Source organism: Paenibacillus sp. Root444D2 (assembly GCF_001426375.1).
Classification (GTDB): Bacteria; Bacillota; Bacilli; order Paenibacillales; family NBRC-103111; genus Paenibacillus_E.
This window is the reverse complement of sequence record NZ_LMEO01000050.1, coordinates 30,721-48,293: the sequence shown is the minus strand read 5'-3', so window position 1 is coordinate 48,293 and position 17,573 is coordinate 30,721. Positions and strand designations below refer to the sequence as shown.

Here is a 17,573-nt window from a genome sequence, read left to right as displayed (position 1 = left end):
ATGGAGGAAGTACCGGGCAAGCCGCTGCGCCACGGCTACACCACCGGCTCCTGTGCAACCGCAGGAGCCAAAGCAGCACTAGTGGCGCTTATCGAGCAAGCGCCGCAAACGCACGTGCATATCCGTATCCCCATCGGGGAAACGGTTGAGTTTGCTCTGCACAGCTGCGCGTTCACGCAGCTGTGGGGCGAAGCCGCCGTCATCAAGGACGGCGGCGATGATCCCGATGCGACGCACGGTGCGGAGATCATCGTGCGCGTAAGCTTCCGTGCCGAGCCTGGCGTCGGCATCGATGGAGGCATTGGCGTTGGGCGCGTGACGAAGCCCGGCCTGCCAGTTGAGATCGGTCAAGCAGCGATCAACCCGGTCCCGAGGAAAATGATCCGCGAAACCGTGCAAGAAGTGCTTGACCATTACGAGATCGTGCACGGTGTAGACGTGCTCGTATCTGTGCCCGCCGGCGAAGAAATCGCCAAGAAGACGCTGAATGGGCGTCTTGGCATCCTCGGCGGCATCTCGATTCTCGGCACCCGTGGCACAGTGGTGCCATTCTCGAGTGCGGCCTACAAGGCCAGTGTCGCACAGGCGATTCGCGTAGCCGTGAAATGCGGCTGCAAGCATCTGGTGCTCTCGACCGGCGGCCGGACGGAAGTATTCGGGATTAGCATGTATCCCGAGCTTCCAGAGGAAGCTTTTATCGAGATGGGCGATTTCGTCGGTTTTGCGCTGATACAAGCCCAAAGACAAGGCATTCGTAAGGTGACATTGGTCGGTATGATGGGCAAGTTCTCTAAGGTTGCACAGGGTGTGATGATGGTGCATTCGAAGAGTGCCCCGGTTGATTTTGGGTTCCTTGCACAGGTTGCGATCGAATCGGAAGCTTCCGATGCTCTTGTTGAAGAAATCAGAGGCGCCAATACAGCTTCACAGGTTGGAGATTTAATGGCTTCTATGGGGAATTTGCGTTATTTTGAGCGGTTATGCGAGCGCTGTAATCTAGCTGGACTAGAAGAGGTTGCAAGAGACGGATTTGATTTCATAGAAACAGTGATCATTTCGATGAAAGCCGAACTCTTAGGGAAATCGGCGATGGTGAAGCGAAGCGAGAATGGAGAGTTGGCATACGAATGAGTAGAAGCGTAAAAGTGATTGGTGTCGGCGATAACGGACTAGGGAGCCTGCTCCCTTTATATATCAAATGGATTAATGAAAGTGAAGTACTTGTAGGCGGAGAGCGGAACCTTGCCTTTTTTCCTGAATATAAAGGCGAGAAGATCGTCATAAAAGGCAGCTTGCCAGAGCTCATGAGTAAACTCCAAAAAGAAGAGCGTTCCATTGTTATCTTGGCTTCGGGCGATCCTCTCTTTTATGGGATTGGCGGTTATGTTGAGAAGAAGCTGGAAGGTGTACAAATTTACCCGGCTGTTAGCTCGGTTCAATTGGCTTTTGCCCGGATGGGGGAAAGCTGGCACGATGCTTATATCACAAGCGTTCATGGACGGAGCATCAAGGGCTTGGCGCAGCGAATAGACGGGAAGGACAAAGTGGCCCTGCTCACGGATGAAACGAATTCACCGAGTGCGATTGCGGCTTATTTGCTTTCTTTTGGAATGTCCGAATATCGTGCCTTTGTGGCTGAGAATTTGGACGGAGCCGAAGAACGCTGTGGTTGGTACGATTTGGACCAGCTGGCCACGGCAACATTTTCACCACTCAATGTGGTTATTTTGAAAAAACAAGCCCCAGGGCCTGTTTGGCCGCTTGGTATTGAAGATGATCAGTTCGCCCAACGCAAACCGGATAAAGGGCTAATAACGAAAAAAGAGATTCGCGTATTAAGCATCAGTCAATTAGCTCTACAAGTGGATAGTGTCGTATGGGATATTGGAACTTGTACAGGCTCCATAGCCATTGAGGCGGCAAGTATAGCTCGTGAAGGTGCTGTATTTGCCATCGAGAAAAACGAAGACGATCTTCAGAATTGCCTGGAAAACAGCGCCAAGTTTCGCGTTGATCTGACAGCCGTGCATGGCAGAGCACCAAAGGGTCTCGATACTTTTGCAGATCCGGATGCCATCTTTATTGGCGGAAGCGGTGGAGAGATGCAAGAGCTGCTAGAAATATGTGCAGCGAGACTGAAGCCGAATGGTAGAATTGTGTTGAACGCTGCGACAATTGAGACGTTATACGAAGCTGATAAAACGTTTGAAAAGGTTGGATTCACAACGCAGATATCGCTTGTACAAGTATCGCGCAGCAAGCCTATCCTCCATATGAAACGATTCGACGCACTGAATCCGATCTACATCATCACAGCGCAGCGCAAGCAGACAGATATGGAGGGAGGAACTGGCGATGAGTAGTCTCGGCACGCTATATGGTTTGGGTGTAGGCCCAGGCGATCCTGAATTAATTACGGTCAAGGCTTTTCGATTGTTAAAAGAATGTCCGGTCATCGCTTACCCAAGAAAGAAGCGTGGAGCCAAGAGCTATGCGCTAGCGATTACGGAGCTGTACGTGAATACGGAGCAAAAAGAAATGATGGGGCTCACTTTTCCAATGACAAGGGATAAAGAAGCGCTTGAACTGCAATGGACGAAGACGGTTGAAAGTGTTTGGGCACATTTGGTGCAAGGGAAAGATGTTGCCTTCGTGACGGAGGGCGACCCGATGATTTATAGCACTTACATTCACTTGATGCGTCTTATGAACGAACGTCATCCTGAAGTTAAGGCTGTCTCCATTCCAGGAATATCTTCGATTAACGCGTCTGCTTCTCGTTTGGGCATCCCCTTAGCGGATGGTGATGAGCAAATTGCTATCGTCCCGGCTATGGACGACTACGACAAGATGCGCAAGGCCATTGAAGAACATGATTGTGTCGTCTTCATCAAGGTCGCTAAAGTGATAGATTTGATGCTATCCGTACTTCACGATCTCGGACTCGTGAATAAGGCATCCGTTTTAACTAAAGTTACTTCCTCGGAGGAAGAGATTTGGCGTAATGTGGAAGAACTGCAAGGACGAGAATTAGAATATTTAACCTTGATGGTGGTGAGAAAATAGATGAAACTCTATATTATTGGTGCGGGACCAGGAGATCCGGATTTGATCACTGTGAAAGGCTTAAAGCTTCTTCAACAAGCAGATGTTGTGATGTATACGGACTCGCTTGTGAATGAAGAGTTGATTGCTAAGGCGAAGCCTGAAGCAGAAGTACTGAAAAGCTCCGGCATGGAGTTGGTGGAAATGGTTGGCATCATCGTCGACCGCCTTAAACAAGGAAAGATGGTTGTGCGCGTGCACACCGGAGATCCAGCCATGTTCGGGGCAACAATGGAACAAATCGCCTTGCTGCGTAAAGAAAACATTGGCTATGAAATTATTCCAGGCGTAAGCTCCGTCTTCGCTTCAGCCGCGGCTGTTGGCGCAGAGCTAACGATTCCAGAACTTACCCAGACGGTTATTCTAACTCGAGCGGAAGGCCGTACGCCAGTGCCTGAGCTTGAGAAATTGCGTGATCTTGCCGCACATCATTGTACAATTGCATTGTTCCTGAGTGCTACTTTAATCAAGAAAGTTGTTAGCGAGTTTGTTGAGGCGGGTTGGAGCGAGGAGACACCTGTTGCGGTCGTTCAGCGTGCTACCTGGCCGGATCAGCTCATTGTTCGTACGACGGTAGGGAAGCTGGAAGAGGATATGCGGAGCCATGGCATCCGTTCGCATGCGATGATTCTGGCAGGCTGGGCGCTGGATCCGGAAATTCATGGCAAAGAGGAGTACCGCTCCAAGTTATATGATAAATCATTTACACACCGCTTCCGCAGAGGGGTTAAGCCATGACGATTAGTCTGCAAGAAGGAGTCATTCCTGTTATACGACAGCAAAATGACTATGCGATCGTAGCTATTACGAAACATGGTGTTGAGATTGCACGCAAGCTGAATGAGCAAATGAGCGGCACGGATGTCTATTACATGAGCAAATTCGTCAAAGGTGATGAAGAGCAGCGCTCGATTCAACTTTTTACAGGAAGTGTAAGGTTATTATTTCCAGCCTTATTTCCTGCATACCAAGGACTTATTATCATCATTTCCTTAGGTGCTGTTGTTCGTATGATTGCTCCATTACTTAAAGATAAGAAAAAAGATCCTGGTGTTGTAGTTATTGATGATAATGGGGAGCATGTCATTAGCGTGCTTTCTGGGCATTTGGGCGGCGCCAATGAGCTAACCCATGAGGTCGCAGCTGCTATTGATGCAAGGGCTGTAATTACTACGGCATCGGATGTTCAGAAAACGATACCTGTCGACCTCTTCGGCCGTCGATTCGGCTGGGTTTGGGACTCGGCAGATAAACTGACCCCGGTCAGCGCTGCTGTCGTCAATGAAGAGCGAATTGCCGTTATTCAGGAATCGGGTGAACCGAATTGGTGGACGCATGAGCGACCTATACCCGCCAATATTAGGCGGTTCACATCAATTTCGGAGGGTCGAGCAAGCGAGCCGAATGCCGTTCTGCTCATTACGCATCGGCTTTTGGAGCCAGAGGAGGAGAGCGTTTTAACTAACGGTGTGCTGTACAGACCGAAAGTTATCATACTCGGAATAGGCTGTAACCGCGGTACTTTATCAGATGAAATTGAACAAGTCATACAAGTAACACTTGAAGAGCTATCATTTTCCATTCGAAGCGTGAAAGCAGTATGTACGATCGATTTGAAGAAGGACGAAGTTGGCTTGCTCGAGGTTACCCGTAATCACGGCTGGGAGTTCATCACCTATACTCCTGATGAGTTGAACACAGTGAGCGTTGAGGCACCGTCTGAGACTGTGTATCAGTTTACAGGAGCGTATGCGGTGAGTGAGCCGGCTGTTAAGCTTTACACGGGTCAAGATAAATTAGCTTTAGTTAAGAAAAAATCAGGAAACGTCACCATATCTGTGGGATTACTCGAATTTACAGGTTCTACGCAATATGGACGAGGTGGCTTGTGATGGATCATCGGATTGTCATAGCAGGCACAGGCAGTGGTGTAGGGAAGACCACCTTGACCATCGGGATTATGGCTGCTTTGCAGAAACGAGGAAATACGGTTCAGGGATTTAAGTGTGGTCCCGATTATATTGATCCTACCTATCATTCGGCAGTAACGGGAAGGCCTTCACGCAACTTGGATTCATGGATGACTGGGCGTGAAGCGGTGAAGGAAATATTTGAACGCGGAAGCCAAGGGTCAGATATATCGATTATCGAAGGTGTTATGGGGATGTTTGATGGCAAAAACCCGCTGACAGATGAAGGCAGTACCGCAGATATAGGACGCATTCTAGGTGCTCCGATCGTGTTGATTGTCAACATTGCCAGTATGGCAAGAAGCGCCGCTGCGATTGTAAAAGGCTTTCAGCAGTTTGGTCAAGGCGATAACATTGTAGGAGTTATTGCCAATCGAGCAGGCAGCGAAGGGCATTATAAGATGGTTAAGCAAGCCATCGAGCAGGAATGCGGTGTTCCTGTCTTAGGGTATCTGCCGCGCGACGCAAACATTGAACTACCTGAAAGGCATTTGGGTCTGGTTCCATCGATTGAGCGAGGCGAGCTCCAACCTTTTTTTGAGCTTTTGGCTAACAAAGTGACAGCACATATAGATTTGGACCTTTTGTTGGATTTAGCCGCAGCTGAGCCAATAAATAGTAAGTCCGTTTTATTCACTAGCAAAGATCAACTTGACGAACTTAAGAGAGTTAAAATTGCGATCGCCAAAGATGCCGCATTTCATTTTTATTATCCGGAAAATCTGGAGCTGTTAGAGGCGAGCGGTGCGGAATGTGTATTCTTTTCGCCGCTTGCTGGTGAACAGGTTCCTCCTGATGCGGACGGACTTTACATTGGCGGAGGGTTTCCCGAGGAATTCGCAGAGCGATTAGCTGCCGAAGAAGGGGTTAAGGCCTCAATTCGCAGCCGAATTGAGGAAGGTATCCCGACACTCGCTGAATGCGGTGGATTTATGTTCCTCACGGAACAAATTGTAGATACGACAGGAAATGAATTTCCAATGGTTGGCATGATCCCCGGAAAAGTCACCATGCAGACGAAGTTAGCAGCTCTAGGTTACCGCGAGGTTACAGGTGTAGAGGAAAACTTCTTGTTTTCCGCAGGCGAACAGGCTCGCGGCCATGAATTTCATTATTCAACTTTTCAAGCTAATGAGGGTGTGGATGTAAAAGCTGCCTTTCAATTGAAAGGCCGGTTTGGAACCAAAGCAGACGGATATCTCACTGGGAATCTTGTTGCCGGTTATACACATTTGCATTTCGCATCTAATCCGAATATGGTGAAAGAATGGATTCATGCGTGTACGCAGTATCAACAAAGTCGTAACTAACAATGAAACCCCTTAGCTGAATTAGCTAGGGGGTTTCGTCATGCCATTATTTTATGAAGGTTAGCGCTTGATCCGCGATTGAATATTTGTAACGGTCAAGACAGTTGCAAAGGTAATCTTTGCGGCAGATCGGACAAGGTTCTTTCATCAATCTATTCAAATCAGTCACTTTGCCGATACCCGTTTCGGAATCTCTTTCGAAGAAAAGACGGCATTTGTTGCGGTCTTTCAGTGAGACAACGACTTCGAAAAGACCATTTTTTTTGTTATCACTAACTATTGTTGCATCTACTACTTGCGGATCGTATGCCATTGTAATTCCTCCTAAGAGTTTTGCTTTAGCAAAACTTTCTACGTAAGCTTAAGCATAAACTAGCATTGTCGTATAGGGATCCTTGACCTGCGATCAAAGTTTCACCTCGTTGTTTAGCTTGTGCGCATTAGTATATTATATAAATAAAAAAGATTTAATTCAATAGGAGGGCCTACACTCGTGATTATGGACTATTGTGAACAAGAAATGTCGGAAGGGAAGATACAACTCCATATCGGCCTTCAGTTTGAAGATGAACCTGATTCCTTATATGTAGCGGAGTTAGAGTTGGGAGATAACGGAGTTGTGAGCGAGTGGAAGCTGTTCTTTAACGGGTTTGATTGTAACTATACCTTTCGTCCTGCGGAAAAAGAAGCGTTAGTCCTTTATGCAGCGGAACAAGGAATTACGATCCAAGAACGTTATGAAGCATGAAAAAAGGAATCGTCACCATGCGAATGGTTCAAATTCCTTGATTTGTGTTTATGATTTTGTTTCGTTAGTAATTGTTTCAGTGTAGGCGTCGTTTTAGTTACAGGGTTGACTCCATGCCAGTGCAGTCGATGGATAGCAGGATCTAGCTTACCTTCGCGTAAACTTCGTTGTCGATTTTTTTGTGCTTGGGTTCGTGACATTCGGATTCCTCTTTTCTTCATTCAAATTGGATTGTTACTCTTGTTAATTGTAATTAATCAGTTGCCTAGCTGCAATGGAAAGTTTTCTTATCAATTATATATTCACTTCATTTAGAAAAGGGTGAGGGCTTGCGTATTCAAATTCAATTAGCCGTGTCAGGCGAAATGGTTAAGCAGGATGTACTTGAAATACCGGAATATAAACTTGGTGAAATGACTGATGAAGAAATCGAAAGTGCGATTGAAATAAAAATCCGCACATGGGTAGATCGCATGGTGCAAGTTGAATGGGAAGTGCTTGAATAACGAAGAAAATAACGTAGATCGTATAGAGCTCCGAAGGAGATTAATCCCCTTCGGAGCTCTTTGTGTGTGCAATGGTATGTATGTTTAGTGAACGATGTTGCCAACTCCGGTCTTTTGCAAGGCGTGCTCCCAGCTTGGGTAATAATACAGGGCATTTTTCATAAGATCAGGATGCAGCTTCTTCACATTTTTTTTGGCTAGCGACTCTCCGGTGTTGTGAAGCTGTACAATGTGGCCTAACACTTCGTCTGCGCTCATGTTTAGCTCCATGGATGTTTCATCTCCTTTCAATAAGAATATAACCCAATACTTGCCATTGGATAGGTAAAATATACATAGAATATAGTGGCAAAGGGCAAAATAAGCGAGCCAAGAGACGAAAGGAAAGTCGGTGTCTATCATGAATTGGCCCTCGTTGTCATTGTTTTCTTCGAAGCCGCTGCCGCTCTGCAAAGGGAAGATTAACGTAGGGGCGATTACGAAAGTATTGCTGCGTGATTTGCCGCCAGGCCGAATCGTTGTTCTGCAGCACCGTGACTTAGATGAAGTCATTGCACAGGAACTCATCGACCATAAAGTAAAAGCGATCATAAATTGCCACCAAACGATGAGTGGCACTTATCCAACCCAAGGCCCCCTGCTGCTGCTGCAGCAGCATATACGGATTTGGGAAGTGGAGTCGTCGGCGTTCGAAGTTTTTGAATCGAATAAGGAGATTGCGATTTATGAGGATAGGATCATCATCGGAGATCAGCATATCGCCTGTACCGCATTTACACGTGAGAACTGGATGAACTTGCAGCAGCTTGCGAACGATCAATCGTCAAGGCTTTTGGAGCAATTTATTGATAATACATTAACCTATGCAATTCGGGAGAAACAAGCTGTTATGGAGCCGCTGCCCACACTACACCTTAGGGTAAATTGCGAGGGTAAGTATGTATTGGTTGTTTCCAGAAGGAAAGGGTATAAGAAGGATTTACTTGCCGCAAAAGCATTTATCTCAAAGGTCAAGCCGATTCTGATTGGGGTTGATGGGGGGGCAGATGCGCTGCTGGAGTGCGGTTATCAGCCGCATCTGATTGTTGGGGATATGGACAGTGTGACGGATCGAGCCCTTTTGTGCGGTGCGGAGTTAATTGTCCATGCTTACCCGAATGGAACGGCACCGGGGATAGCTCGTACGAACGCATTAGGGTTATTCGCGCATGTACTGCCTTGTTTCGGAACCAGTGAGGACGCGGCGCTTTTACTCGCCTTTGAGCAGCGGGGGGAGTGGCTAGTTACGGTTGGTGCGCATACTCATATGATTGATTTTCTGGAGAAAGGGAGGGAGGGCATGGGAAGCACGCTTCTTGTTCGGATGAAGGTAGGGTCGCGTTTGGTAGATATCAAAAGTATAGGCGCCCTGTATAAGCAGCCGTATCTATGGACGAAAGAGGTTGCCACCACTGCTTTTCTTTCACTTTTCTTTATTGCTTTAGGGCTTTTTCAGCTTCACTGGATTTTGAAGCGAGTTGCTCACGTAGTTTGGAATCTAGGAGGTGAAGGATGAAGCCGTATCTATCCATCATTATTCCAGCTTGGAATGAAGCAAGCACGATTCCGAGTACACTACAACATCTGTTGAATCAGGCAGACTTCATTTGGAGTACGGGGATGAGATTCGAAATTATTGTGGTCGACGATGGCAGCGTCGATAATACCTATGAAGCTGCTTGGCCTTGGGTGGACAAGCTGGTCAAGCATGACCGCCGGCGCGGCAAAGGAGCGGCGATGCAATCAGGTGTCGCCAAGGCTCGTGGCGACCTGCTGCTCTTTCTTGACGCCGACTTGCAGGCTACGGCCGGGGAGGCGCTCGTCCTCATCGAGCCGCTGCTGCGGCGCGAAGCGGATATGGCGATAGCGAAGCTGCCGCCGTCCGGCGCCAAAGCAGGCTTCGGCTTGGTGAAGGGCTTGGCCCGTCGCGGTATTCACCGGCTCAGCGGCTATAAGACTGAAGCTCCCTTGTCTGGACAGCGCGCGGTGCGTGCTGATCGGCTGCGGGAGCTTGGAGGGTTCGCGCGCGGCTTCGGCGTGGAAGTCGCGCTAACCATCGATGCGGTGAGGCACGGCCTGCGCATCGTGGAGCTGGACGTGCCAATCACGCACCGGGAAACGGGGCGGGATTGGCACGGATACATGCACCGCGGCAGGCAATTCGCCGCGGTCGGTTTGACACTGCTGACTCGCTGGAAGGAGAGGAAGCGGATATGGTTCTCATCGGATCGATCCTCGATCTGATTGTGCTTGGAGCGGCAGGGTGGTGGATGCTGCCGCACGTAAGGCGCTTTCTGGAGGCCCATGGGCAAGTAGGGCCGAACTATCTTGGCCATACCATCCCTCGCGGGATGGGGGTCGTTCTTTGGTTGCTCTTATGGCTTCAGGAGCTGGTTCTTCAAGGTGCTCTAAAGCTAGAATCTTCAGGCTTGATGGGCGAAATTTCATTACTTAAAGAGCTTAGTACCCTTGAAGTGAATAATCGGGCATTCACTTTTTCCGCTACATTTATTTTCTTATTAGGTTGGACAGATGATTTAATAGGTAGTAAAGCCGTAAAAGGCCTTAAGGGAAACTTTCGGTATTGGATGGAGTCAAAGACTTTATCGATGGGAGCCGTTAAGGCGATAGGCACATTATCGATTGCCGCATGGCTTGTTTTAGCGGTCGGAAACGATCAAACCCCCATCTGGCAGATGGGGGTTGAGCTTATCCTGCTGATACTAATGACGAATACCTTGAACTTGCTTGACGTTCGTCCAGGTCGATCATTAAAAGCATTTTTGGGTAGTTTTTGTGCGGTTTTGCTCTTAGGATATTATTTTTTAGACTTGGATACGAGTTTGTTTTTTTCAATGATCCCAGTATGCATGGGTGGCTTGATCCTTTATAGCCTTGATATTAGAGGCTTTGGGATGCTTGGTGATGCCGGATCGAATCTACTTGGTTTTACATTGGGTTATGGAATTATTATGATCTTTCCTTGGGAGGCACAATGTGTGATTGTTGCTGTAATCGGCTTCCTTCATAGACAAGCGGAGGTGAGCTCCATTACACAAATGATTGAACAGAACCGGTTCCTTCATTGGTTAGATCGTTTAGGCCGGACTTGAAAGTCCGGTCTATTTGCGTCGGTTAGGTTTAAATCTTGGTGCCACATAATTTCGTTTGCGATCACGGAAAAACGTCCATCCTCCAATAAAAGCAACACCTAGAAGAAACAAAATTAGCCCAAGGATAAATTTTCCCCACAACAGATGTCCGTCCGTATCGAATTGAGCGAAAAAGGCATCCTTCATGGCAAGGAACCCATAGGTAGCTGTCAAACCGGGAATGACGAGAAGAAGAATAGCAATAAATCGATAAAATGGCGCTCTCATAGCTGCTCCTTACTTTGCATAAAACATGTTTTATATCATCATACTCTGAAACTGTTAGTGTGTCTAATTCACAAATAAGACTATGATTTGGTGACCAAAAAAGGGTAATATAATAGAGTGAAGTGTATACATATGAGGTAGTGAACGCTTAATAGGGAGGAAATACATAATGAGTGAACATAGATATGATGTCGTCGTACTTGGTGGTGGTATTGGAGGTTATACCGCGGCTATACGGGCAGCACAATTAGGGAAAACTGTAGCTGTCGTGGAAAGGGACAAGCTTGGAGGCACTTGTTTACATCAAGGCTGTATTCCAAGTAAATCTCTCCTTCGGAGTGCGGAAGTATACGCAACAATGAAGAAAAGTGAGGAATATGGCATTTCTGCTGAATCCATCGAAGTAAAGTTTGACAGTGTGCTTAACCGTAAGCAACGTATTGTTGATCAACTGCATCAAGGACTGCAATTCCTGATGAAGAAAAATAAAATCACGGTCCATTACGGCAATGGACGCATTATTGGGCCTTCTATCTTTTCACCACGCAGCGGTGCTGTTTCTGTAGAGAAGGAAGACGGGGATATCGAAACGCTTCTATCGAGTAATTTGATCATTGCTACAGGTTCCAGACCGCGTAGTTTACCAGGTTTAGAGATCGATGGTACCCATATTTTAACGAGTGAAGACGCTTTGCGTATGGAGAACCTTCCGAAGTCAATCATCATTGTAGGTGGCGGTGTGATTGGCGTAGAATGGGCTTCGATGCTGAGCGATTTTGGCGTAGCGGTTACCATAGTTGAACTGGATAAACGATTAGTGAGCTTAGAGGATGCGGATATCTCCAAAGAGCTGGAGCGCTTGTTTAAGAAACGCGGCATTACTTTGGTTACTGGAGCAAAAGTGCTTCCTGATTCCGTTAAGGTAACGGAAGGCAGTGTTACTTTACAAGCGGACAAGCAAGGGGAAATTGTTGAATTAACAGCAGATAAGGTGCTTGTTTCTGTTGGCCGAATAGCGAATATTGAGGGAATCGGACTTGAAAATACGGATATTAAAATAGATAAAGGTGTCATTCGTGTGAATCGGTTCATGCAAACGACGGAATCACATATCTATGCGGTTGGCGACGTTATTGGAGGACTTATGCTGGCTCATATGGCCGGTCATGAAGGGATTCTGGCAGCTGAACACCTGGCTGGTCAAACTCCGCATGAGCTGCAAGCGCATCTCGTTTCAAGATGTACATATACAAGACCGGAAATAGCTAGTGTTGGTTGGACCGAACAACAGGCCGCCCTCCAAGGACACAAAGTGAAAATTGGCAAATTCAGCTTCAAAGGGATTGGGAAAGCACTTGTATATGGAGATACAGACGGCTTCGTAAAGGTTATAGCAGATAGCGAAACGAATGACATTCTTGGTGTACATATGATTGGACCGCATGTGACTAACAGCATATCTGAAGCAGCACTTGCACAGGTACTGAATGCGACGCCTTGGGAAGTGGGACAAACCATTCATCCGCATCCCACTTTATCAGAAGCATTAGGAGAAGCAATGCTGGCCGTGGATGGGATTGCAATTAGCGGATAAAAATTGTAATCATAAACATTTGCGTTTATAATAAGCATATAGAGTCAAGTACTAGGACCAGGTAATAATTTATGTGGTACTTAAAATTTCTAAAGGAGGCAACCTCCATGTCTATTGGTCAACTATATAAACATAGAAGTTTAGGTTTGTCTGACGACGAAGCCGTTCGTATGTATACAGTCATGAGTCTTGCTGCTAAATATGATGAGCGAGCTTTCATGCTTCAACGCGCAGGTAAAATACCTTTTCACGTATCTGGTATGGGACAATATGCGGGTCAAGTAGGGATGGCTTTTGCGATGAAAGCGCAAAAAGATTATTTTTTGCCGTATTATCGTGACTATGCGTTCGTACTATCTGTCGGCATGACAGTAAGGGATTTAATGCTGGCGGTTTTTTGCAAAGCAGAAGACGTTAACAGCGGTGGAAGACAAATGGCTGGTCACTTTGGCGATAAGAAAAATCATATCGTCACAGGGTCGTCCCCTGTTACGACTCAAGTTCCGCATGCTGCTGGTATCGCGCTTGCAGCCAAAATGAAAAAGCAAGACTTCGCCACCTTTGTTTCCTTCGGTGAAGGCTCCAGCAATCAAGGGGATTTCCACGAGGGCTGTAATTTCGCGGGTGTACATAAGCTTCCTGTTATTTTCGTTTGTGAAAATAATCAATACGCGATTTCTGTTCCTCTTCATAAACAAGTGGCAGGAAAAATCGCGGATCGTGCGCTCGGGTATGGTTTCCCAGGTATTCAAGTAGATGGCAGCGATGTATTAGAAATGTATCGGGTGACGAAGGAAGCAAGAGAAAGAGCCGTTCGTGGCGAAGGTCCAACGCTCATCGAAATGATTTCTTATCGACTCATGCCTCATTCAACGTCGGATGATGACATGCTGTACCGGACGAAAGAAGAAGTTGAACAGAACCGTCAAAAAGACGGCATCCTTAAATTCAAAGAATATTTAATGGAATGCGGTCTATGGAGTGATGATCAGGATCGTGACCTTCAGGAACGGCAAAAGCAAGAGATTAATGAAGCTACAAAGTATGCGGATCTCGCGCCTTATCCGAAACCGGAAGATACGCTCCTTCATGTTTATGCAGAAGGAGATGACCAATAAATTATGGCTGTAATTACATATTTGGAAGCAATCCGTTCTGCCATGCAGGAGGAAATGCAGCAGGATGATAACGTCTTCGTACTTGGTGAAGATGTTGGTAAGGGTGGTGTCTTGAACACGACCAAAGGGCTGCGTGATTTGTTTGGTGAAGAGCGAGTTCTAGACACGCCGCTAGCGGAGTCTGCCATTGTAGGCGTGGCTATTGGTGCTGCGATGTATGGGATGAAACCGATCGCCGAAATTCAGTTTGCTGATTTCATCTTCCCAGCAACGAATCAAATTCTTAGTGAAGCGGCTAAGATTCGTTATCGTTCTAATAATGATTGGACTTGCCCGATCGTCATTCGTGCTCCATATGGAGCGACCGGGGCAGGTGCCTTGTACCATTCCCAATGTCCTGAATCTGTTTTCTTTGGCACGCCGGGTGTTAAAATCGTAGCGCCTTCGAATCCATATGATGCGAAGGGGCTGCTGAAGGCAGCAATCCGAGATGCCGATCCTGTGTTATTCTTCGAGCACAAGAAGTGCTATCTGGCGTTATCTGCGGACGTGCCAGATGACGACTACATCGTGCCGATCGGCAAGGCCGACATCAAGCGCCAGGGCACAGACATTACAGTCATCGCCTACGGTATGGTTGTCAATTATGCATTACAAGCAGCTGAAGAGCTTGCGAAGGAAGGCATTTCCGCGCATGTACTCGACCTGCGTTCGCTACAGCCGCTAGACAAAGAAGCTATTTTGGAGGCTGCTAGGAAAACAGGCAAAGTGCTCATCGCCCATGAAGACAACAAAACAGGCGGCGTTGGTGCTGAAGTGTCGGCGATTATCGCCGAAGAAATGCTGTTCGAGCTCGATGCGCCTATCGCAAGACTTTGCGGCCCAGACGTTCCGGCAGTTGGCAGCAATCCACCGATGGAGAAATTTTTTCTGCTCAATGCAGATAAGCTGAAGGATGCCATGCACCAGCTTGCTATGTTCTAATTTACACATCTAATATCCTTTCATTGATCATGTCCTGAACTTAGGAGGTACACCCATGAACCAAACCAACAGCCGACTAACCGAGGTCACAGTCCCGCATCTAGCGGAGAGCCTTGTTTCGGCTACAATAGGCAAATGGCTCAAGAAGCCAGGTGATTATATCGAACAATACGATGTGCTTTGTGAGCTTTTCACAGAGAAAGTGAATACGGAAATGCCTTCACCCATTGAAGGCACACTTGTAAAAATTATTGTCGGTGACGGCGAGACAGCTGCTGTTGGCGAAGCCATTTGTTTAATTGAAGAGCCGGGTGCAGCTTTAGCGAACGGACCATCAACCGCTGCAGCTGCTAGTCATACTGGAACTGAACTGGCTGAAGACTCAGATCAAAGCATGCGCGGTCGTTATTCACCAGCTGTACACCGGCTTGCACAAGACAATCGCATAGATTTGTCTCGTGTTGCAGGAACGGGGCTTGGCGGAAGAATTACGCGTAAGGACGTTGAGCAATTCATCGCCTCTGGTGGAGCTAATGCAGCTCCTGCCGCCGTGCAAACGAATCAACCTGCATCTCCTGTTGCTCCACAAACCGCTCCACCTGTGGTTCCGCAGCAGGCCCACCAGCCTGTTCGCAGCTCTGGCATCCATTTATCCGCCAGTCCGCAAACGCCGTTGATTGAAGCGGAAGGACATTCATTAGACGCTCGCAATGAGCATTTCATTGACGTTACACCAATGCGCAATGCCATTGCTTCAAAAATGCGCCAGAGTGTAACAGAAATTCCGCATGCATGGACAATGATTGAGGTCGATGTAACGAATCTTGTTGTTCTGCGGAATAAAGTGAAAGACGAGTTTATGCGCCGAGAAGGCATTAACTTAACGTACTTGGCATTCATGCTGAAAGCGGTCGTCAATGCTATTAAGGATTACCCGATCATCAACTCCGTCTGGGCCGTAGATAAAATTATCGTGAAACGCGATATTAACATTTCGTTGTCTGTCGGAACGGAAGATTCGGTCTTGACGCCAGTCATCAAAAAAGCGGATCAAAAAAATATCGCAGGACTAGCCAGAGAAATTGATGAATTGACGAAGAAAACACGTGCGGGGAAATTATCGTTGAATGATATGGTTGGCGGGACATTTACTGTAAATAATACAGGCTCCTTCGGCTCGATTCTGTCTTATCCGATCATCAACTACCCGCAAGCAGCTATTGTGACCTTCGAATCGATTGTGAAGAAGCCCGTCGTTATTCAAGATATGATTGCGGTTCGTTCGATGGTTAACCTTTGTCTGTCACTGGATCACCGTATTCTTGACGGTGTCATCTGTGGCCGGTTCCTACAGAGAGTGAAAGAAAATTTAGAAAGTTATAACGCGGATACAAAGATTTATTAAAACTATGAATCAAAAAATAATCCCGCAGTAAACAATATGCTTGATAGCAGCATCGTGATCAGCATTAGGTAAATCACGATTTTAAACCAACGCTTATTCTGTAACAATGAAGATTCACTCCTTTTTCGTGAAAAAGCTTGTACGGTTTTATTGTAACTCATAGAGTGTATCGGAGGAAAGTACATGATTCAGCAAAATCGTTTGGTGGAAGAGTTTATCTCCCTTGTGCAAGTAGACAGCGAGACCCGATTTGAGCAAGAGATTTGTGTCGTTCTTAAAGAAAAGTTCAGTCGTTTAGGGTTGCATGTTGTAGAAGATAATTCGATGGCGAAAAGCGGCCATGGATCAGGGAATTTGATCTGTACACTTGAAGCAACGGACAGCAACGCAGCAATTCCGACTATTTTCTTCACTTCTCATATGGATACGGTAGCTCCTGGGAAAGGTATCAAGCCGCAAATTGGCGATGATGGCTATATCCGCAGCGATGGAACGACGATCCTTGGCAGCGATGATAAAGCGGGTATCGCGGCGATGATCGAAGGCATTCAAGTGTTAAAAGAGCAAAACATTCCACATGGCCGCATTCAATTCGTTATTACGGCAGGGGAAGAGAGCGGTCTGAAAGGCGCCCGCGCCATGGATCGCAGCGTTATGGAAGCTGAGTTCGGCTTTGCACTTGATTCTAACGGTGCCATTGGCGATATCGCAACAGCAGCGCCTGGACGTGCAGAAATTGAAATTATTTTCCACGGAAAGTCAGCTCATGCCGGTGTTAATCCTGAAGACGGCATCAGTGCCATCCAAGTAGCGAGTAAAGCAGTTTCGCGTATGTCGCTCGGTCGAATTGACAACGAAACGACTGCGAATATTGGCAGTTTCTCAGGCGTAGGTCCTTTGAACGTGGTATGCGATAAAGTGAAGATGGAAGCGGAAGCACGCAGCATTGTTCAGCATAAGCTGGAAGCTCAAATCGCCGCGATGAAAGAAGCTTGCGAATCAGCAGCAGCTGATGCTGGCACTACTTGCGAGTTTAACGCGGATATTGTATATGCTTCCTATATGCATGATGACTCTGCTCCTATTGTACAATTGACCGCTAGAGCACTCTCAACCCTCGGATTGACAGCTCGAACCTTCCACTCCGGCGGCGGCAGTGATGCGAATATCTTCAACGGAATGGGCATTCCAACCGTTAATCTCGCTGTTGGTTATCATGAAATTCATACAACAAAAGAACATATTGCCATCAGTGATTTAGTCAAAACGGCTGAATTACTCGTTGCTCTCGTGAAGGAAGCTGCGAAAGTTTAATTCACCACTTTTCTAGAGAACCGATTAGTCTGCCAATGACATGGCATGGCTGGTCGGTTTTTTTCAGTCATTCTACCGATTAATTGGGGTAAAACGAAAT

General features: G+C 47.0%; 20 protein-coding genes. 16 read left to right on the top strand and 4 right to left on the bottom strand.

Annotated elements, in window-relative coordinates:
• From ASD40_RS27795 to ASD40_RS27770, 6 genes are read left to right on the top strand one after another with little or no spacing between them, the layout of a single operon-like run.
• The gene (locus ASD40_RS27795) at nt 1–1,131 is read left to right on the top strand and encodes a cobalt-precorrin-5B (C(1))-methyltransferase (protein WP_057306396.1); all 1,131 of its coding nucleotides are present in this window, start codon (nt 1–3) and stop codon (nt 1,129–1,131) included.
• A complete protein-coding gene (locus tag ASD40_RS27790; protein WP_057306395.1) occupies nt 1,128–2,363 on the top strand; it encodes a bifunctional cobalt-precorrin-7 (C(5))-methyltransferase/cobalt-precorrin-6B (C(15))-methyltransferase in 1,236 nt (411 codons plus the stop codon). The genes ASD40_RS27795 and ASD40_RS27790 overlap by 4 nt, the downstream gene beginning before the upstream one ends.
• Complete coding sequence (cobI, locus tag ASD40_RS37525) at nt 2,356–3,066, top strand: precorrin-2 C(20)-methyltransferase (RefSeq protein ID WP_057306394.1); 711 nt, start codon at nt 2,356–2,358, stop codon at nt 3,064–3,066. The genes ASD40_RS27790 and cobI overlap by 8 nt, the downstream gene beginning before the upstream one ends.
• Nucleotides 3,067–3,843, top strand: coding sequence for a precorrin-4 C(11)-methyltransferase (gene cobM, locus ASD40_RS37520; protein WP_057306393.1), 777 nt, complete (start codon nt 3,067–3,069; stop codon nt 3,841–3,843). It abuts the gene before it with no gap.
• Nucleotides 3,840–4,997 carry a cobalt-precorrin 5A hydrolase gene (locus tag ASD40_RS27775; protein WP_057306392.1) on the top strand — a complete coding sequence of 386 codons (1,158 nt, stop codon included), beginning with the start codon at nt 3,840–3,842 and terminating at the stop codon, nt 4,995–4,997. Before cobM ends, ASD40_RS27775 begins: the two co-directional genes overlap by 4 nt.
• Nucleotides 4,997–6,385, top strand: a complete 1,389-nt coding sequence (locus ASD40_RS27770) for a cobyrinate a,c-diamide synthase (RefSeq protein WP_057306391.1) — start codon at nt 4,997–4,999, stop codon at nt 6,383–6,385. Before ASD40_RS27775 ends, ASD40_RS27770 begins: the two co-directional genes overlap by 1 nt.
• Before the next feature lie 46 nt (nt 6,386–6,431).
• Here the strand turns inward: ASD40_RS27770 and ASD40_RS27765 are convergent, their stop codons facing one another.
• The gene (locus tag ASD40_RS27765; RefSeq protein WP_029192924.1) at nt 6,432–6,698 is read right to left on the bottom strand and encodes a hypothetical protein; all 267 of its coding nucleotides are present in this window, start codon (nt 6,696–6,698) and stop codon (nt 6,432–6,434) included.
• A gap of 180 nt (nt 6,699–6,878) precedes the next feature.
• Between ASD40_RS27765 and ASD40_RS27760 the strand changes: the two genes are divergently transcribed.
• Entirely contained in the window at nt 6,879–7,133 is a 255-nt protein-coding gene (locus tag ASD40_RS27760) for a hypothetical protein (RefSeq protein WP_057306390.1), read from the top strand.
• A 329-nt stretch (nt 7,134–7,462) separates the two neighbouring features.
• Nucleotides 7,463–7,639 carry a hypothetical protein gene (locus ASD40_RS38305; RefSeq protein WP_164484201.1) on the top strand — a complete coding sequence of 59 codons (177 nt, stop codon included), beginning with the start codon at nt 7,463–7,465 and terminating at the stop codon, nt 7,637–7,639.
• A gap of 84 nt (nt 7,640–7,723) precedes the next feature.
• Here ASD40_RS38305 and ASD40_RS27750 read toward each other — a convergent pair whose 3' ends face one another.
• Entirely contained in the window at nt 7,724–7,909 is a 186-nt protein-coding gene (locus ASD40_RS27750; RefSeq protein WP_047674694.1) for a hypothetical protein, read from the bottom strand.
• Nucleotides 7,910–8,039: 130 nt separating this feature from the next.
• Between ASD40_RS27750 and steA the strand changes: the two genes are divergently transcribed.
• Genes steA through ASD40_RS27735 form a run of 3 tightly spaced genes read left to right on the top strand, consistent with a single transcriptional unit; the run spans nt 8,040 to nt 10,791 of the window.
• Nucleotides 8,040–9,194, top strand: coding sequence for a putative cytokinetic ring protein SteA (gene steA / locus ASD40_RS27745; protein WP_057306388.1), 1,155 nt, complete (start codon nt 8,040–8,042; stop codon nt 9,192–9,194).
• Nucleotides 9,191–9,922, top strand: a complete 732-nt coding sequence (locus ASD40_RS27740; RefSeq protein WP_057306387.1) for a glycosyltransferase family 2 protein — start codon at nt 9,191–9,193, stop codon at nt 9,920–9,922. Before steA ends, ASD40_RS27740 begins: the two co-directional genes overlap by 4 nt.
• Nucleotides 9,892–10,791 (top strand): hypothetical protein, encoded by a 900-nt coding sequence (locus ASD40_RS27735; protein ID WP_057306386.1) that lies wholly within the window; start codon nt 9,892–9,894, stop codon nt 10,789–10,791. The genes ASD40_RS27740 and ASD40_RS27735 overlap by 31 nt, the downstream gene beginning before the upstream one ends.
• A gap of 9 nt (nt 10,792–10,800) precedes the next feature.
• On the opposite strand, the gene ASD40_RS27730 is transcribed toward ASD40_RS27735, so the two are convergent.
• Entirely contained in the window at nt 10,801–11,058 is a 258-nt protein-coding gene (locus ASD40_RS27730; RefSeq protein ID WP_057306385.1) for a DUF2627 domain-containing protein, read from the bottom strand.
• A gap of 169 nt (nt 11,059–11,227) precedes the next feature.
• Between ASD40_RS27730 and lpdA the strand changes: the two genes are divergently transcribed.
• From lpdA to ASD40_RS27710, 4 genes are all read left to right on the top strand, one after another.
• Nucleotides 11,228–12,652, top strand: coding sequence for a dihydrolipoyl dehydrogenase (lpdA, locus tag ASD40_RS27725; RefSeq protein ID WP_057306384.1), 1,425 nt, complete (start codon nt 11,228–11,230; stop codon nt 12,650–12,652).
• Nucleotides 12,653–12,759: 107 nt separating this feature from the next.
• Nucleotides 12,760–13,770: a thiamine pyrophosphate-dependent dehydrogenase E1 component subunit alpha gene (locus ASD40_RS27720; RefSeq protein WP_057306383.1), complete on the top strand. Its 1,011-nt coding sequence runs from the start codon at nt 12,760–12,762 to the stop codon at nt 13,768–13,770.
• Between the two features lie 3 nt (nt 13,771–13,773).
• Entirely contained in the window at nt 13,774–14,754 is a 981-nt protein-coding gene (locus ASD40_RS27715; protein ID WP_057306382.1) for an alpha-ketoacid dehydrogenase subunit beta, read from the top strand.
• Nucleotides 14,755–14,809: 55 nt separating this feature from the next.
• Nucleotides 14,810–16,159 carry a dihydrolipoamide acetyltransferase family protein gene (locus tag ASD40_RS27710; RefSeq protein WP_057306381.1) on the top strand — a complete coding sequence of 450 codons (1,350 nt, stop codon included), beginning with the start codon at nt 14,810–14,812 and terminating at the stop codon, nt 16,157–16,159.
• Between the two features lie 2 nt (nt 16,160–16,161).
• Here the strand turns inward: ASD40_RS27710 and prli42 are convergent, their stop codons facing one another.
• The gene (prli42, locus tag ASD40_RS37515) at nt 16,162–16,320 is read right to left on the bottom strand and encodes a stressosome-associated protein Prli42 (protein WP_156390217.1); all 159 of its coding nucleotides are present in this window, start codon (nt 16,318–16,320) and stop codon (nt 16,162–16,164) included.
• A gap of 22 nt (nt 16,321–16,342) precedes the next feature.
• Between prli42 and ASD40_RS27705 the strand changes: the two genes are divergently transcribed.
• On the top strand, nt 16,343–17,473 hold the full coding sequence (locus ASD40_RS27705) for a M20/M25/M40 family metallo-hydrolase (RefSeq protein WP_057306380.1): 1,131 nt from the start codon (nt 16,343–16,345) through the stop codon (nt 17,471–17,473).
• Nucleotides 17,474–17,573 lie beyond the last annotated feature (100 nt).

Coding starts and splice junctions, on each gene's coding strand:
- ASD40_RS27795 (WP_057306396.1), top strand. CDS start 1: ATGGAGGAAGTACCGGGCAAGCCGCTGCGCCACGGCTACACCACCGGC.
- ASD40_RS27790 (WP_057306395.1), top strand. CDS start 1,128: ATGAGTAGAAGCGTAAAAGTGATTGGTGTCGGCGATAACGGACTAGGG.
- cobI (WP_057306394.1), top strand. CDS start 2,356: ATGAGTAGTCTCGGCACGCTATATGGTTTGGGTGTAGGCCCAGGCGAT.
- cobM (WP_057306393.1), top strand. CDS start 3,067: ATGAAACTCTATATTATTGGTGCGGGACCAGGAGATCCGGATTTGATC.
- ASD40_RS27775 (WP_057306392.1), top strand. CDS start 3,840: ATGACGATTAGTCTGCAAGAAGGAGTCATTCCTGTTATACGACAGCAA.
- ASD40_RS27770 (WP_057306391.1), top strand. CDS start 4,997: ATGGATCATCGGATTGTCATAGCAGGCACAGGCAGTGGTGTAGGGAAG.
- ASD40_RS27765 (WP_029192924.1), bottom strand. CDS start 6,698: ATGGCATACGATCCGCAAGTAGTAGATGCAACAATAGTTAGTGATAAC.
- ASD40_RS27750 (WP_047674694.1), bottom strand. CDS start 7,909: ATGGAGCTAAACATGAGCGCAGACGAAGTGTTAGGCCACATTGTACAG.
- steA (WP_057306388.1), top strand. CDS start 8,040: ATGAATTGGCCCTCGTTGTCATTGTTTTCTTCGAAGCCGCTGCCGCTC.
- ASD40_RS27740 (WP_057306387.1), top strand. CDS start 9,191: ATGAAGCCGTATCTATCCATCATTATTCCAGCTTGGAATGAAGCAAGC.
- ASD40_RS27735 (WP_057306386.1), top strand. CDS start 9,892: ATGGTTCTCATCGGATCGATCCTCGATCTGATTGTGCTTGGAGCGGCA.
- ASD40_RS27730 (WP_057306385.1), bottom strand. CDS start 11,058: ATGAGAGCGCCATTTTATCGATTTATTGCTATTCTTCTTCTCGTCATT.
- lpdA (WP_057306384.1), top strand. CDS start 11,228: ATGAGTGAACATAGATATGATGTCGTCGTACTTGGTGGTGGTATTGGA.
- ASD40_RS27720 (WP_057306383.1), top strand. CDS start 12,760: ATGTCTATTGGTCAACTATATAAACATAGAAGTTTAGGTTTGTCTGAC.
- ASD40_RS27715 (WP_057306382.1), top strand. CDS start 13,774: ATGGCTGTAATTACATATTTGGAAGCAATCCGTTCTGCCATGCAGGAG.
- ASD40_RS27710 (WP_057306381.1), top strand. CDS start 14,810: ATGAACCAAACCAACAGCCGACTAACCGAGGTCACAGTCCCGCATCTA.
- prli42 (WP_156390217.1), bottom strand. CDS start 16,320: ATGAGTTACAATAAAACCGTACAAGCTTTTTCACGAAAAAGGAGTGAA.
- ASD40_RS27705 (WP_057306380.1), top strand. CDS start 16,343: ATGATTCAGCAAAATCGTTTGGTGGAAGAGTTTATCTCCCTTGTGCAA.